This is a genomic window from Psychrobacillus sp. FJAT-21963, from assembly GCF_001420585.1.
Lineage (GTDB): Bacteria > Bacillota > Bacilli > Bacillales_A > Planococcaceae > Psychrobacillus.
In genome coordinates this window covers 248,770-262,048 of the sequence record NZ_LJIY01000009.1, presented here as the reverse complement: position 1 = coordinate 262,048, position 13,279 = coordinate 248,770, and the positions used below count along the sequence as shown (strand labels likewise).

At 36.1% G+C, this 13,279-nt stretch carries 14 protein-coding genes and 1 riboswitch; of the genes, 1 reads left to right on the top strand and 13 read right to left on the bottom strand.

Annotated features, from left to right (window positions below; genetic code table 11):
• Positions 1 to 5 precede the first annotated feature (5 nt).
• Both AN959_RS17875 and AN959_RS17870 read right to left on the bottom strand, forming a co-directional pair.
• The gene (locus AN959_RS17875) at positions 6 to 770 is read right to left on the bottom strand and encodes a TIGR01457 family HAD-type hydrolase (RefSeq protein ID WP_056832772.1); all 765 of its coding nucleotides are present in this window, start codon (positions 768 to 770) and stop codon (positions 6 to 8) included.
• The gene (locus tag AN959_RS17870; protein WP_053588502.1) at positions 757 to 1,218 is read right to left on the bottom strand and encodes a DUF86 domain-containing protein; all 462 of its coding nucleotides are present in this window, start codon (positions 1,216 to 1,218) and stop codon (positions 757 to 759) included. Before AN959_RS17870 ends, AN959_RS17875 begins: the two co-directional genes overlap by 14 nt.
• 85 nt (positions 1,219 to 1,303) lie before the next feature.
• On the opposite strand from AN959_RS17870, the gene AN959_RS17865 reads away from it, so the two are divergent.
• Positions 1,304 to 1,570 (top strand): DUF3055 domain-containing protein, encoded by a 267-nt coding sequence (locus AN959_RS17865; protein WP_053588501.1) that lies wholly within the window; start codon positions 1,304 to 1,306, stop codon positions 1,568 to 1,570.
• Positions 1,571 to 1,590: 20 nt separating this feature from the next.
• Here AN959_RS17865 and AN959_RS17860 read toward each other — a convergent pair whose 3' ends face one another.
• The 11 genes from AN959_RS17860 to sufD all read right to left on the bottom strand — a co-directional run bounded on the left by AN959_RS17860 (position 1,591) and on the right by sufD (position 13,278).
• Positions 1,591 to 1,935 carry a YutD family protein gene (locus AN959_RS17860; RefSeq protein WP_053592054.1) on the bottom strand — a complete coding sequence of 115 codons (345 nt, stop codon included), beginning with the start codon at positions 1,933 to 1,935 and terminating at the stop codon, positions 1,591 to 1,593.
• Positions 1,936 to 1,949: 14 nt separating this feature from the next.
• Positions 1,950 to 2,885: a lipoyl synthase gene (lipA, locus tag AN959_RS17855; RefSeq protein WP_053588500.1), complete on the bottom strand. Its 936-nt coding sequence runs from the start codon at positions 2,883 to 2,885 to the stop codon at positions 1,950 to 1,952.
• A gap of 119 nt (positions 2,886 to 3,004) precedes the next feature.
• Complete coding sequence (locus tag AN959_RS17850; RefSeq protein ID WP_056832770.1) at positions 3,005 to 4,576, bottom strand: Na+/H+ antiporter NhaC family protein; 1,572 nt, start codon at positions 4,574 to 4,576, stop codon at positions 3,005 to 3,007.
• 105 nt (positions 4,577 to 4,681) lie between these two features.
• Positions 4,682 to 4,865, bottom strand: a riboswitch (Lysine riboswitch).
• 42 nt (positions 4,866 to 4,907) lie between these two features.
• A complete protein-coding gene (gene yunB, locus AN959_RS17845) occupies positions 4,908 to 5,687 on the bottom strand; it encodes a sporulation protein YunB (protein WP_371256576.1) in 780 nt (259 codons plus the stop codon).
• Between the two features lie 48 nt (positions 5,688 to 5,735).
• A complete protein-coding gene (locus AN959_RS17840; protein WP_056832769.1) occupies positions 5,736 to 7,097 on the bottom strand; it encodes a bifunctional UDP-sugar hydrolase/5'-nucleotidase in 1,362 nt (453 codons plus the stop codon).
• A 21-nt stretch (positions 7,098 to 7,118) separates the two neighbouring features.
• Entirely contained in the window at positions 7,119 to 7,937 is an 819-nt protein-coding gene (locus AN959_RS17835) for a sulfite exporter TauE/SafE family protein (protein WP_056832767.1), read from the bottom strand.
• A complete protein-coding gene (locus tag AN959_RS17830; protein ID WP_056832765.1) occupies positions 7,937 to 8,788 on the bottom strand; it encodes a DUF72 domain-containing protein in 852 nt (283 codons plus the stop codon). Before AN959_RS17830 ends, AN959_RS17835 begins: the two co-directional genes overlap by 1 nt.
• A gap of 110 nt (positions 8,789 to 8,898) precedes the next feature.
• Positions 8,899 to 10,296, bottom strand: coding sequence for a Fe-S cluster assembly protein SufB (gene sufB, locus AN959_RS17825; RefSeq protein WP_053588495.1), 1,398 nt, complete (start codon positions 10,294 to 10,296; stop codon positions 8,899 to 8,901).
• 24 nt (positions 10,297 to 10,320) lie between these two features.
• Positions 10,321 to 10,752, bottom strand: a complete 432-nt coding sequence (gene sufU / locus AN959_RS17820; protein WP_056832763.1) for a Fe-S cluster assembly sulfur transfer protein SufU — start codon at positions 10,750 to 10,752, stop codon at positions 10,321 to 10,323.
• On the bottom strand, positions 10,742 to 11,971 hold the full coding sequence (locus AN959_RS17815) for a cysteine desulfurase (RefSeq protein WP_056832761.1): 1,230 nt from the start codon (positions 11,969 to 11,971) through the stop codon (positions 10,742 to 10,744). The genes sufU and AN959_RS17815 overlap by 11 nt, the downstream gene beginning before the upstream one ends.
• Complete coding sequence (gene sufD / locus AN959_RS17810) at positions 11,971 to 13,278, bottom strand: Fe-S cluster assembly protein SufD (RefSeq protein ID WP_053588492.1); 1,308 nt, start codon at positions 13,276 to 13,278, stop codon at positions 11,971 to 11,973. Before sufD ends, AN959_RS17815 begins: the two co-directional genes overlap by 1 nt.
• Between the last annotated feature and the right edge of the window lies 1 nt (position 13,279).

Sequence of the window (13,279 nt, the reverse complement as noted above, 5' to 3'; positions counted from 1 at the left end):
TTTTTTTATATTATCCATTCACATAATGATTCTAAAAAATACGTTGGTTGAGCAATTTTTTGTCGTACTTCTTCCGTACTGTTTACACCACTATTTACATGCACTGTATGAATACCCATATTAATGCCTGTTAAAACATCTGTAAGATAATTGTCACCAATCATAACCATTTCTTCTTTTTTATACCCAAATTGTTTTTGAATATACTCTAGCATAAATGGCTGTGGTTTTCCCATAAACAAAGCATCCACCCCAGTGGAGTATTCCACCAATTTAGTAAAAGCACCATTCCCAGGAAGAAAACCCCTTTCGCTAGGAAATGCGTGATCACTATTCGTTGATAAGAAAGCAGCTCCTGCACGAACTGAAAGACAAGCAATTGCAAACTTCTCGTAATTGATTTGTCGATCGATTCCCATCACAACAACTTCTGCTAAATCATCTGTTCGCATAATTTGTTTAGACTCTAGTGCATCTTGTAAGCCACTTTCTCCTATCATAAAAACAGATTTTCCTGGAAAATGTTCTTCTATATAATTAGCAGCAGCAATTGATGAAGAGACGATATGATCCGTTTCCGTGTGAATATTCATCTTTGCAAGCTTTTGCTGTAATTGTTTTTGAGTCATGGATGAGTTATTCGTCACAAAAAAAGGTTCTATACCTTTTCCTTGTAAATAGTGAATGAATTCAACTGCCTCTATAATCGGCGTTTCTCCTCTATAAACTGTGCCATCTAAATCTAAACAGTATGCCTTATAATTGGACATTGGAATCCTCCGGTAAAAATGCAGAAACTGGGCCAAGTTCATTCACTAAGTAGTTTTCTACTTTCACTGGAAATTCCTTCAAATAAGTAATGTTTGATAAGAGAACTTTATATAATTGTGTATCATTGACTGAGTGAAAATCACGGACAAGTACTTTTCTAAATTCGATAACCTCTTTTAAAGGAGCATCCATTTCTGCTGTTATAACTTTTTCATCCGTCAAAATATCAATAATATCATCATAACCACCTGGGTCTCGCATAATGAACCCATCGATCATTGAATTGCCCACATCAATAATAGACTCAATAATATTATGACCTACACGTTCAAGAGCCAATTTTGAGATTTGGTCATTGTTCCAATCTGTTTTAGTTTCCAATAAATCAAGTAAAGTTTTCATGTGAGTTAAAGTAGTTGCGATTTTTTTTCGATCAACAAAATACATCGAAATGCCTCCTAGTTTTTGTTCAGTTGATATTGTCTTCTATTCTATAGTACCATAATTGAGAGGTAGGAAGGAGTGTCACAAGATGGAACGGTTTTTCTTATATGATGATGTGGAAGATACTAAAACAAGATTTGTAGGATTCACAGGCGAATCACAACGCTATGACTTAGCTGTCCTACAAAGCTCTCGTTTTTTTGGTAAAGTTCTTGTGATGGATATCCAATACGGAAGAGCTGCAATACTTGGACCAGACGATTTGGAAGAACCAGGATATCTAGAACACGTATTTAATAGAACAGAAGAAGAAGCTAAAGAATTAAGAGATTACTTGAGTGAATTACTCAACTAAAAAACCTTGAGTCTAGATCATCATTGATGATCTTGCTCAAGGTTTTCTTGTATCTGTTCAACTGTTTCAACAACCGGTACTACTTTAGGTGCCACTCCAGTTTTCTTTACTAAAAAATAGGCACAACCAAAGTTACAATACTCATATAAATAGTCTTTCATTGTACTTATTTTTGTATCAAATGTAGCTTTATGGTTTCTATCTTCAAAAAAGCCCTTTAAACGAAGCTGACCATAGCCCCAGTCACCCATTATAAAGTCATATTTGGACAATATTTCACTATATCTTTCTAAAAAAGCTTCTTCCTTAAAAGCTTCTCGGTAATCTTCTATGACTTCATACGTATATCCTTCTGCAATAATCATTTGATCACCATCCATTAGCTATTTTGAGTAGCTAGTAGTTCCTCACCTTGTGCTTGTCTTTGTTTTGCTGCAGCATTTACTTGCTCATCCGCATGATAACTACTTCTTACAAGTGGACCAGCTTCACAGTGAGAGAATCCTTTACTCATTGCTATTTTGCGAAGTTCACCAAATTCAGCTGGTGAATAATACTTTTGTACTGGTAAATGTTTTTTCGTTGGTTGCAAGTATTGACCGATTGTCATAATGTCTACGTTATTTGCACGTAGGTCATCCATAACTTCTAAAATCTCTTCATGTGTTTCTCCTAATCCTAACATTAAAGAAGACTTCGTAGGTATATTCGGTTGCATTTCTTTAGCGCGGCGCAACAGTTCAAGTGAACGGTCATATTTTGCTCTTGCACGAACTCTTGGAGTTAAGCGGCGTACCGTTTCAATATTATGGTTTAAAATATCTGGTTTCGCATCCATAATATTACGAATGTTTTGCTCAATCCCACCCATATCAGAAGGTAACACTTCAATAGTTGTAAATGGATTTTTCCGACGAATCGCACGAATAGTTTCTGCAAAAACTTCTGAACCACCATCTTTTAAGTCATCACGGGCAACAGCTGTAACAACAACATGCTTTAAGTTCATAATAACTACCGAATCTGCTACACGTTCAGGTTCTGCTAAATCTAGCTCATTTGGAAGACCTGTTTTAACTGCACAAAAACGGCAAGCACGAGTACAAACTGCTCCAAGAATCATAAAAGTAGCTGTTCTCCGTGATCCCCAACATTCATGAATATTTGGGCATCTTGCTTCTTCACAAACTGTATGTAAATTATTTTCACGCATTAACTTTTTAAGACCTTTATAGTCCTCATTTGTATTTAACTTTATCTTTAACCAATCTGGTTTACGTTGATGCTCTGATTTCGTTGGTTTACACGATGTCACTTCATATCGACCCCATTCTTTAAACTAACTACACTGTTGTCAATGTAACATATTATTTTAATTCAAACAACCTTCTCATTCCTAGTTTAACGCATGATTATAAAAAAACAGAGCTAGTTTTAGCCCTGTTTAAAGTCTTCTTTTTTTGATTTAAAATTCCACACTAAAAACAACATGATTAGGATCAATACAACCGATACGAATCCTATAATAACAGATCCAGTTAAACCTAATATTAAATAACCGAAAGCAGCTATTACAGCGCTAATTATGGCATATGGCAATTGTGTCATGACATGATCTATAACATTTACACCAGCCCCTGTTGCTGACATTATTGTTGTATCAGAGATTGGTGAACAATGATCACCAAAAACTGCTCCTGCTAAAACAGCAGACAATACAGGAAGCAATAGCTCGGGTTCTATTGCCATGATAATGCTAGCACCAATAGGGAGTAATATTCCGAAAGAACCCCATGATGAACCTGTTGCAAAAGCCATGATCGCTGTTAGGACAAATAGTAAGACTGGAATTACTCCAACCGGTATATTGTTTTCAGCAACTAAGTTGGCTAAATATTGGCCAGTTCCAATAGTTTCGATTAAAAATGATAATGACCATGCAAATATTAAGATGAATATTGCTGGTAACATGGAACTTATTCCAGTAACTAAAGCTTTCCAAATAAAATTAATCTTTGCTGTTGGATTATATTTTAGCTGACGTAAGTATAATAATACAGCGAGTATTGTAGCTAATAGTCCACTAATAAATAAAGAAATAGGAACATCCGTATTTTCAAAAACTACAAATATATTGAGTTCTTGATTTGAGTTTTGATAACCTGTCCAAAACATAGATACTAGTGTTATCACAATTAATGTAATTATTGGTAATAACAAGTCCTTAACTTCTCCATATTTGTTTTCTGGAAAATTACCTTGTAGCTCACCTGGATTAGGTTTACTTGTGTCGAATAACTTCCCTGTTTCTTTTGCAATCTTTTCGTGCTTCCTCATTGGCATTAAATCAAAGTCAGTCCACGCCATAAAGAAAACGATGGCAAGGGTAGCAATAACATAAAAGTTCATAGGAGCCATTAACATAAAAGCCTCAAGAGGTGTATAGGAAGTAACCGCATGAGTTGCAAAAATAACACCCAATTGGCTTATTAAAAATGCTCCCCAACTTGAGACGGGCGCTATTACACATACTGGGGCAGATGTAGAATCAATAAAATAAGCTAATTTTACTCGCGAAACGCGATGACTATCAGTGATAGGTCTAGCAATTTGGCCAACTGCTAAGGCATTAAAATAGTCATCTACAAAGATAATTATTCCTAGAAACGCTGTAAGTAATTTGGAGCCTCTTCTAGTTTTAATTCGTTTAACAGCCCAAGCCGCAAAAGCTGTGCTTCCACCAGACAAACCAACTAAAGCAGTAATAATACCTAAAAATAAGATAAATAATAAAATGTAAATATTAGATGTGTTTAAACCTTCATCCCAAAAAGATACTTTAAATGATTCCCATAGCAATAGTAAAGAATCTATCGGGTCAAAGCCTTCTACTAAAAGAGAGGCAGATACAATACCAACTCCGAGTGATAATAAAACTCTTTTCGTTACAAGAACCATAATGATTGCTAATAATGGTGGTAGTAAAGAAAATATAGTACTTTCCAAAATAGTTTCCTCCTTTTCAGGCGGAGGCACAGAACAGTAAACAAAAAGGCCAACCAAAAAGAATGGCTGGCCTCTACTATAGAATTCAAGATTATACTTTCATTCATACTCTGTAGCTCACCATTTATATGATTCCATATAAATGGCAGTGTTATTCCTCTTTAAAATAACCCCAACTAAATGTTATAGGACATGAACATTTAATTTCGGCATTGCTTCCTTTCCTAAACGATCTACGTTGTCATCCTCACGTATAGTACTATTAAGCAATGCAGCCTCTACCTATTCATTTTGCATCTATTACTTTAACATCAAAAGTAAGCTCTTGCAATCATTCTTGTTTTGGTAATGGATTTATTGGTACTTCGACAGAAGGAGGGTTTCCACCTTCCCCTTTTGTATATATTTGTGGAACTTGACCTTGTATTAAACCCATCGCGACCGGAATCCTTTGTTCGACCGTACTCATCTTACTGGCAAGTGGAACAATTATTTGAACGTTTACTTTTAATAGAATACTTATCTCTACAAAAGCATTGTTTATTCCAAACTCATCAATACTTTGTTCAACGGTTGATTGAACGTTTCCAATCACATGAAATCGAATGGGAATCTTTGGACCTAAGTTTCCGATTAGGGGTATATTAGCTGCCTGCCCCATTGGTACAAAAAATACGACCCCACCTTGATCTTCCATTGTTTGTTTATCATACTCAATATCATCTAAATAAGGTAAGCTTGATAGATTACCCTTTTCCGCTTGCTCTAAATGAGATTGTACTAAACTTTGGGTATCAGACAAAACTCGATTAATTATTTCCGTGTTAAATTTTGTCGTCACCATATTATTAGCACTTTCGGATGGAACATGCTCAATAATGTCATTTACATCTAACACATTAGCAATTCTAGTGTTAATCGCTTTACTTATCACCATGGAAGCAATTTTGTTCGTTTGTACCTCTGCATATTGCAGATAAGTTGGAGTTAAGCGAGCATTGATCCAATAAAACAAACCCGCTACAGAAAGGATAAAGCAAGCTAGAAAAATGGCTAATTTACGCTGCATATTTAAAAACTTGATTCTTTTCTTTTTACGATAGAACAACAAAAAAAAATCCCCCTAGTTATTTATATGTAACTGGAGGATTTTAAATGACTATATTTCATTTTTTTGACCGTACCACTTTAACACGTCCCGTATGAATTCAGGCATAAAATACTGCTTCGTCGCAAATTTAAAGGCTGGAAAGAAATAGCCAAACGTGAACATATCTAGTGTTGCAAGATAATAGGTTTTTTCAAGTTTTACGAGTTCTCCTTTTACGTATACATCGCCTTCTTCATCCTCGTATAGTTGGTTAAATTGTATAGCACCCAAATATTTCCCTCTGAATCCTAAACCTTTTACTTCAAGAAGTGGCCACTTTTCATTTTTGGATAACTCAACGGTTTCCATCAATTCTGCTCCAGTTAAACTTACAACACATGGATTAATGGGATGAGGAAGAAGTCTATGCAAATCACCAGCAGTAACAATCCCTTTTTGTAAATCGGTTAAGAAAATGCCTGCTGGGAACATGGCACAATCAGCTCCTGTAAAAGCTAGTAATGCATTAGCAAAGAAATCAGACATACTTGATGAATGGAACCAATCTTTCTTTAATAATGTTTGATTCGCAAAAAGTGGGTAAGCTAGTTTGCTTTTTCCAATATGCTCCCAAGTTTCTAATTGTTCCGCATTATTCTCAGGGATTTGCAGCGTTTCTATTGGATAAAGAACAGCTTTTTTAGAAGTAACTTCCCTAAGGTTATGGTCAAATTCTATTGTAACTTTCCCTACAAAGGCTCCATACTTGCCAGCAGCGGCCTGCAGCGTACCATTCAGCATTTTTCCCTCATCAAAAAAATGATGTGTGTGAGCGCCAAAAATTACATCAATTTGCGGTATTTCCTCTGTAATTATTTCGTCTTGGGACATACCAAGGTGTGACATACATAGAATGATATCTACTTTATGCCGTATTTCTTCACAAACTTCTTTTAGTCGATTAATCGGCTGCTGAATATGCCAACCTAACTTTTCATAATAAATTCCAAAGTCTGCTGTAGCAGCTACAACTCCAATATGAATTCCAGAGGCAGTTTTGTGAATTTTATATGGGAGTATCCATGATGGAATGATGCCATATTGATCTGTAAAGTTCGAAACAACCACTTCAAAATTTGCATTAGCATACATACTGTCTAATTCTTCATGACTAAGAGTAATACCTTCATTATTTCCAATGGTGACATAATCATAACCAGCTTCATTTAGTAAATCTACATTTCCTCTTCCCAAAGTACCTTCAGTAAAGGTATTAGATCGATCAATATGGTCACCAATATCTAAAATGAGATATGAATCATGTCCTTCATGCATTTTTTGTCTATCGGAGAGAAACTGATGTATAGTCGGCCAGTTTTCTAAATGACTATGCAAATCATTTGTATGATAAATATGAATAGTTTCTCTCAACATAAACCCACCTTTTTGATTTTACATAAGACCAGCTATAATGGATCGAACTCCTAATAATAGCAAAATAATTCGCAAAGCAACGACAAGCGTATCCGAATTAAGTTTTTTATTTAATCTGGCACCCAATTTCGCGCCAATATAAGCTGCAGGAATAACTGGTATCGTATAAAGCCACGGCACATTTCCAAGGGAGATATGCGTTATAGAATTGATGATGGAAGATAAAAATACCATAAACATAGACGTAGCCACTGCCACATGTGGTGGAAATAAAAATAAAAGGATCATAGCAGGAACAATGATGGACCCTCCACCAATTCCAAATAATCCAGATGCGAATCCTACACCAAATGTTAATAGGATGGCAAACCAAATTGGATATCCATAAACATATGTATCTTTATCATCTGTGAATGTCTTTTTGCTACCATTTTCAACAAACCACTTAACTGGTTTTAATCGATCTCTTACAAGCAGAAGGGTTGATAGAATAATAAGTAAAATACCAAAATATAAATTAAAGGATGGTAAATCTAACCCTTTATTTACCCACGCTCCTAAAATCGTCCCTGGAATACTTCCTATAAAAAATATAAATCCGCTTTTAAAATCAACCGTCTTCGTTTTCATGTAAGAAAGTGTGGACGATAGACCAGTGAAAATCATCATAATCACAGATAGGCCAACCACACTTTGAGGTGTGATATTAGGTATTAAAGCAAGAGTCGTTCCAAAAAATAATACAGCTGGCACTAAAATTACTCCGCCACCTAAACCTACTAATGCTCCAACTATTCCGGAGAAAAGACCAGCTAAAACTAGTATAATCCACTCCATTATATCCCTCCATCAAATAAATCTAATTGTTTTGGAGCTAAACCTTCAAATTCTATTCCAAGCATCTGTTGAAAGGTTTTTGCATTTTTTGCTGCATGCCCACCAGAATTATTATTAAATAATACCACTACTTCTTTTGTGTTAATATGTAATTCCTCGCAAATCTTTTGAATGTCAAAAAGTTCTTCTTTATTATAATCATATAAATATCGTACTTCTCGCCATTTTTCACTATCCCCTGGATTTATCCATCCATATGTATTTCTTCCATGGAGTCTCACAAGTACTTTTTCTGAAGTGCAAATAGGAATTAAAGGGACACACCCTTCCCCTACTTGTGGCTCATCACAGATCGTATGATGAAAATGGTTATCTTTTAGAAACTGAATAGTCTGATCTTTAATAGCATGCGTATACCACGATTGATGACGAAATTCGATTGCTACCTCAAAATCTTTTAGCTCTGCTCTCACTTTATATAAATAATCAACATTTTCTTTTTTACATTGAAACCATGGAGGGAATTGAACTAAAACCATAGACAGCTTTCCACTTTCCTTGAAAGGTTGAATGGACTCCCGATACCGATCAAACATATCCTCTAGTGAATCAAAAGGAGATTCCCCTCTAAGATGACCTGTAATACCTTGATATGCCTTTACGATAAATTGAAAGCTATTTGGAGTTTCCCTTATCCACTTTTCAACGTTCCTATAGGAAGGTATTGCATAAAAAGCTGAATCCAATTCAACTACTGGAAAATGGGCACTATAATCTTGTAATTTTTCTTTCGGAGAAGATACATATAAATCTGTGTGATCTCCCCATCCTGTCAAACCAATTTTTATCATGCATTCACCCCACTATTTATCATATCATTAACTACATGTTAGAGCTAAATTAAAAAAGACAGCAGAGGTTCATTTTACTCAACCCTGCTGCCTTCATTTAAATGTAGGTATTAACCGATAGAACCTTCCATTTCGAACTTGATTAAACGGTTCATCTCAACCGCATATTCCATTGGAAGTTCTTTTGTAAATGGTTCGATGAAGCCCATTACGATCATTTCTGTTGCTTCTTCTTCACTTAATCCACGACTCATCAAGTAGAACAATTGCTCTTCAGAAACTTTCGAAACTTTCGCTTCATGTTCAAGAGAAATATTATCATTCAGGATTTCATTGTATGGAATTGTATCTGAAGTAGATTGGTTATCCATGATCAATGTATCACATTCAATGTTAGAACGAGCACCAGTTGCTTTGCGACCAAAATGAACTTGTCCACGATACGTTACTTTCCCGCCTTGTTTCGAAATAGATTTTGAAACAATTGTAGAAGAGGTATTCGGAGCCAAGTGAAGCATCTTAGCACCAGCGTCTTGATGTTGACCTTTACCAGCAATTGCAATAGAAAGAGTCAAACCACGTGCGCCTTCTCCCTTTAGGATAACAGCTGGGTATTTCATTGTTAACTTAGAACCAATATTTCCATCAATCCATTCCATTGTAGCGTTAGCTTCACAAACTGCACGTTTAGTAACTAAGTTGTAAACATTGTTTGCCCAGTTTTGGATTGTTGTATAACGGCAATAAGCATCTTTTTTGATGATGATTTCAACAACTGCACTATGAAGTGAGTTTGTTGTATATACAGGAGCTGTACATCCTTCTACGTAGTGTACAGATGCACCTTCATCTACAATAATCAAAGTACGTTCGAATTGACCCATATTCTCAGAGTTAATACGGAAGTAAGCTTGAAGTGGTGTATCCACTTTCACGCCTGGTGGTACATAGATAAATGATCCACCTGACCAAACTGCAGAGTTCAGGGCAGAAAATTTGTTGTCCGTTGAAGGAATTACAGTTCCCCAGTATTTTTTAAAGATGTCTTCATTTTCACGAAGAGCAGAGTCTGTATCTTTAAATACAATACCTAAATCCTCTAGCTCTTCTTTCATGTTATGGTAAACAACCTCTGATTCATACTGTGCAGAAACACCTGCAAGGTACTTTTGTTCTGCTTCTGGAATACCAAGTTTATCAAATGTTGCTTTGATTTCCTCTGGTACTTCATCCCATGATTTTTGAGTTGCTTCAGATGGTTTTACATAGTAAGTAATTTCATCGAAGTTTAAAGATCCTAAATCTCCACCCCATTGAGGCATTGGTTTAGAATAAAAGATTTCTAACGCTTTCAAACGATAATCTAACATCCATTGTGGTTCATTTTTCATACGAGATATTTCTTCTACAATATCCTTCGTTAAACCACGTTTTGAACGGAAAATGGATACGTCTTTATCGTGGAAACCATATTTGTAATCACCAATTTCAGGCATTTGTTTTGCCATCGTATTTCCTCCGTTCTCCAATTATTATTTTTCTTCAGAAACGCCTTTCTCCATAGCCTTCCATGCAAGTGTTGCACATTTAATACGCGCAGGAAACTTAGATACACCATGTAATGCTTCAATATCATCCAAATCAATGGAATCATCATATTCTTTTCCTAGCATCATCTCTGAAAAAGTAGTAGAAAGTTTTAAGGCTTCTTCGACTTTTTTCCCTTTTACTGCTTGTGTCATCATGGAAGCAGAAGCCATTGAAATAGAACAACCTTCCCCATCAAACTTTGCGTTTTGGATAATTCCATCTTCTACTTGAAGTGTCAGATGAATGCGATCTCCACAAGTTGGGTTATTCATGTCAATTGTAAGAGCACCTTCCTCGATACTTCCTTTATTACGAGGATTTTTATAATGGTCCATTATTACTCGACGATATAATTGATCTAAATTAGAAGACATCGTTAAAATACTCCTTTGCAGTGCGCAATCCAGCAACTAAACGGTCAATATCTTCTTCTGTATTATAAAGATAAAAACTTGCTCTTGCAGTAGCCGTACATTGTAACCATTTCATCAATGGTTGTGCACAATGATGACCTGCACGAACAGCAATACCGCTCATATCAAGTACGGTTGCAACATCATGTGGATGCACATCATCTAAGTTGAATGTTACAATTCCAGCTCGCTTAGACGGATCGTTTGGTCCATAAATAGTCAAGCCTTCTATTGTAAGCATTTTATCCATGGCGTAAGTAGCAAGTTCATGCTCGTGTTTTTCAATCTCATCTAGCCCGATTTCCTCAAGGAAATCAATGGCAGCTGCTAGACCAATCGCTCCAGCAATGATCGGTGTTCCACCTTCGAATTTCCAAGGTAGCTCTTTCCATGTAGAGTCGTATAGTCCTACAAAGTCAATCATTTCTCCACCAAATTCAACAGGTTCCATTTTTTCAAGTAATTCCTGCTTACCATAAAGTACCCCGATACCTGTCGGACCACACATTTTATGACCTGAAAATGCAAGAAAATCACAATCCAAATTTTGAACATCTAGCTTTAAATGTGGAGCGGCTTGAGCACCGTCTACGACCATTATAGCACCATGTTCATGTGCTATTTCAGTAATTTCTTTTATTGGATTCATCGTACCTAAAACGTTCGAAACGTATACGATGGATACAATTTTTGTTTTATCTGTGATAGTAGCACGGACATTTTCTAATGATAATGTTCCATCTGCTTCTAAATCGATGTATTTTAATGTTGCCCCTGTATCTTTCGCAAGTTGTTGCCAAGGAATAATATTTGAATGGTGTTCCATATGCGTGATGACAATTTCATCGCCCTCTTTCACATTTGCTAAGCCATAGCTTCTAGCAACTGTGTTAATAGATGTTGTTGTACCACGAGTAAATATTATTTCTTTTGTAGATTTAGCATTAATGAAATTTCGAACTTTTTCTCGTGCACCTTCGTAACTTTCTGTGGCACGATTCCCTAATGTATGCACACCACGGTGAACATTTGAGTTTTCGTATTCATAATACTTTTTAATCGCTTCAATAACTTGCACTGGCTTCTGTGAAGTGGCACCACTGTCTAGATAGACAAGTGGATGACCATTGATTTCTTGATTTAATATGGGAAAATAGCTTCGAATCTCTTTGCTGAGCATTAGCGAACTTTCCTTTCAATAACCTCCGTCAGCTGTTTCTTTACGCCTTCGATAGGTAATTCATTTACTACTGGAGCAAGGAATCCATGAATAACTAGACGCTCTGCTTCGTGTTTAGAAATACCACGGCTCATTAAATAGTACAACTGAAGTGGGTCTACTCGGCCAACAGAAGCTGCGTGACCTGCTGTTACATCATCTTCGTCGATCAATAGAATTGGGTTGGCATCTCCACGTGCTTTTTCACTTAACATGAGTACACGAGATTCTTGAACTGCATTGGATTTTGTAGCACCATATTCAATTTTCCCAATTCCATTAAAAATAGATGATGCCTCATCTTTCATAACACCGTGTTTTAAGATATGTCCATCCGAATGTTTTCCCCAATGAATAACTTTTGTTGTGAAGTTTTGTTTTTGTTTCCCACGACCTACAACAACCATTTTAACACGACCTTGCGAGTTATCCCCAACTAAATGAGTTACGCTCTCGGAAATCGTATCGCCATCATTCATCATACCTAGTGCCCATTCAAGAACAGCATCACGGCTAGTGACACCACGACGGTTTACATACGTAGTGAATCCTTCTGCAAGAACATCCACTGTACCAAAAGTTACTTTTGCATTATCCTTTGCAATAACTTCTGAAACAATGTTAGCTAAGCCATTTGTATGTTCAACAGTCGATAGATAATTTTCTACGTAAGTGACAACACTATTTTCATCCGCAACTAATAACGTATGGTTGAAAAGAGATGCTGTATTATTATCGTGTAAATAAATTACTTGAATCGGTTCTTCCACCACAACATTTTTAGGTACGTATACGAATACTCCACCATTTAAAAGTGCTGCATGTAGTGCTGTGAGTTTATGCTCATTTACTTTTACGCCATCTGTCATAAAATACTTTTGAACTAGGTCGGCATTTTCACGGATCGCTGTAAAAATATCTGTTAAAATAACACCTTTTTCTTTTAGTTCATCCGATAAAGAAACAAAAGCTGGCGTATTATTATGTTGAATATAAATATTTTTTTGCTCTTCTGTATTAACAAGTACTTTCACTTCTTCTGGTAATTCATCTAAAGAAGTGAAAACATTGCTCTCTACAGTATGTGTAGGGAATTCAATGAAATTCCAGTTATCGATTTTTGTTTTATCTGGCTTTGGCATTGGAAGTGATTCAAGCTCACCAAAAGCTGTTAGACGAATATCTGTCATCCAGCTTGGCTCTTGTTTACTTTCTGAAAAGGAGCGGATATCCTGCTCGGTTAATGCCAATTTTGTTTCAACCGTCATG

Coding starts and splice junctions, on each gene's coding strand:
- AN959_RS17875 (WP_056832772.1), bottom strand. CDS start 770: ATGTCCAATTATAAGGCATACTGTTTAGATTTAGATGGCACAGTTTAT.
- AN959_RS17870 (WP_053588502.1), bottom strand. CDS start 1,218: ATGTATTTTGTTGATCGAAAAAAAATCGCAACTACTTTAACTCACATG.
- AN959_RS17865 (WP_053588501.1), top strand. CDS start 1,304: ATGGAACGGTTTTTCTTATATGATGATGTGGAAGATACTAAAACAAGA.
- AN959_RS17860 (WP_053592054.1), bottom strand. CDS start 1,935: ATGATTATTGCAGAAGGATATACGTATGAAGTCATAGAAGATTACCGA.
- AN959_RS17835 (WP_056832767.1), bottom strand. CDS start 7,937: ATGGAGTGGATTATACTAGTTTTAGCTGGTCTTTTCTCCGGAATAGTT.
- AN959_RS17830 (WP_056832765.1), bottom strand. CDS start 8,788: ATGATAAAAATTGGTTTGACAGGATGGGGAGATCACACAGATTTATAT.
- sufB (WP_053588495.1), bottom strand. CDS start 10,296: ATGGCAAAACAAATGCCTGAAATTGGTGATTACAAATATGGTTTCCAC.
- sufU (WP_056832763.1), bottom strand. CDS start 10,752: ATGTCTTCTAATTTAGATCAATTATATCGTCGAGTAATAATGGACCAT.
- AN959_RS17815 (WP_056832761.1), bottom strand. CDS start 11,971: ATGCTCAGCAAAGAGATTCGAAGCTATTTTCCCATATTAAATCAAGAA.
- sufD (WP_053588492.1), bottom strand. CDS start 13,278: ATGACGGTTGAAACAAAATTGGCATTAACCGAGCAGGATATCCGCTCC.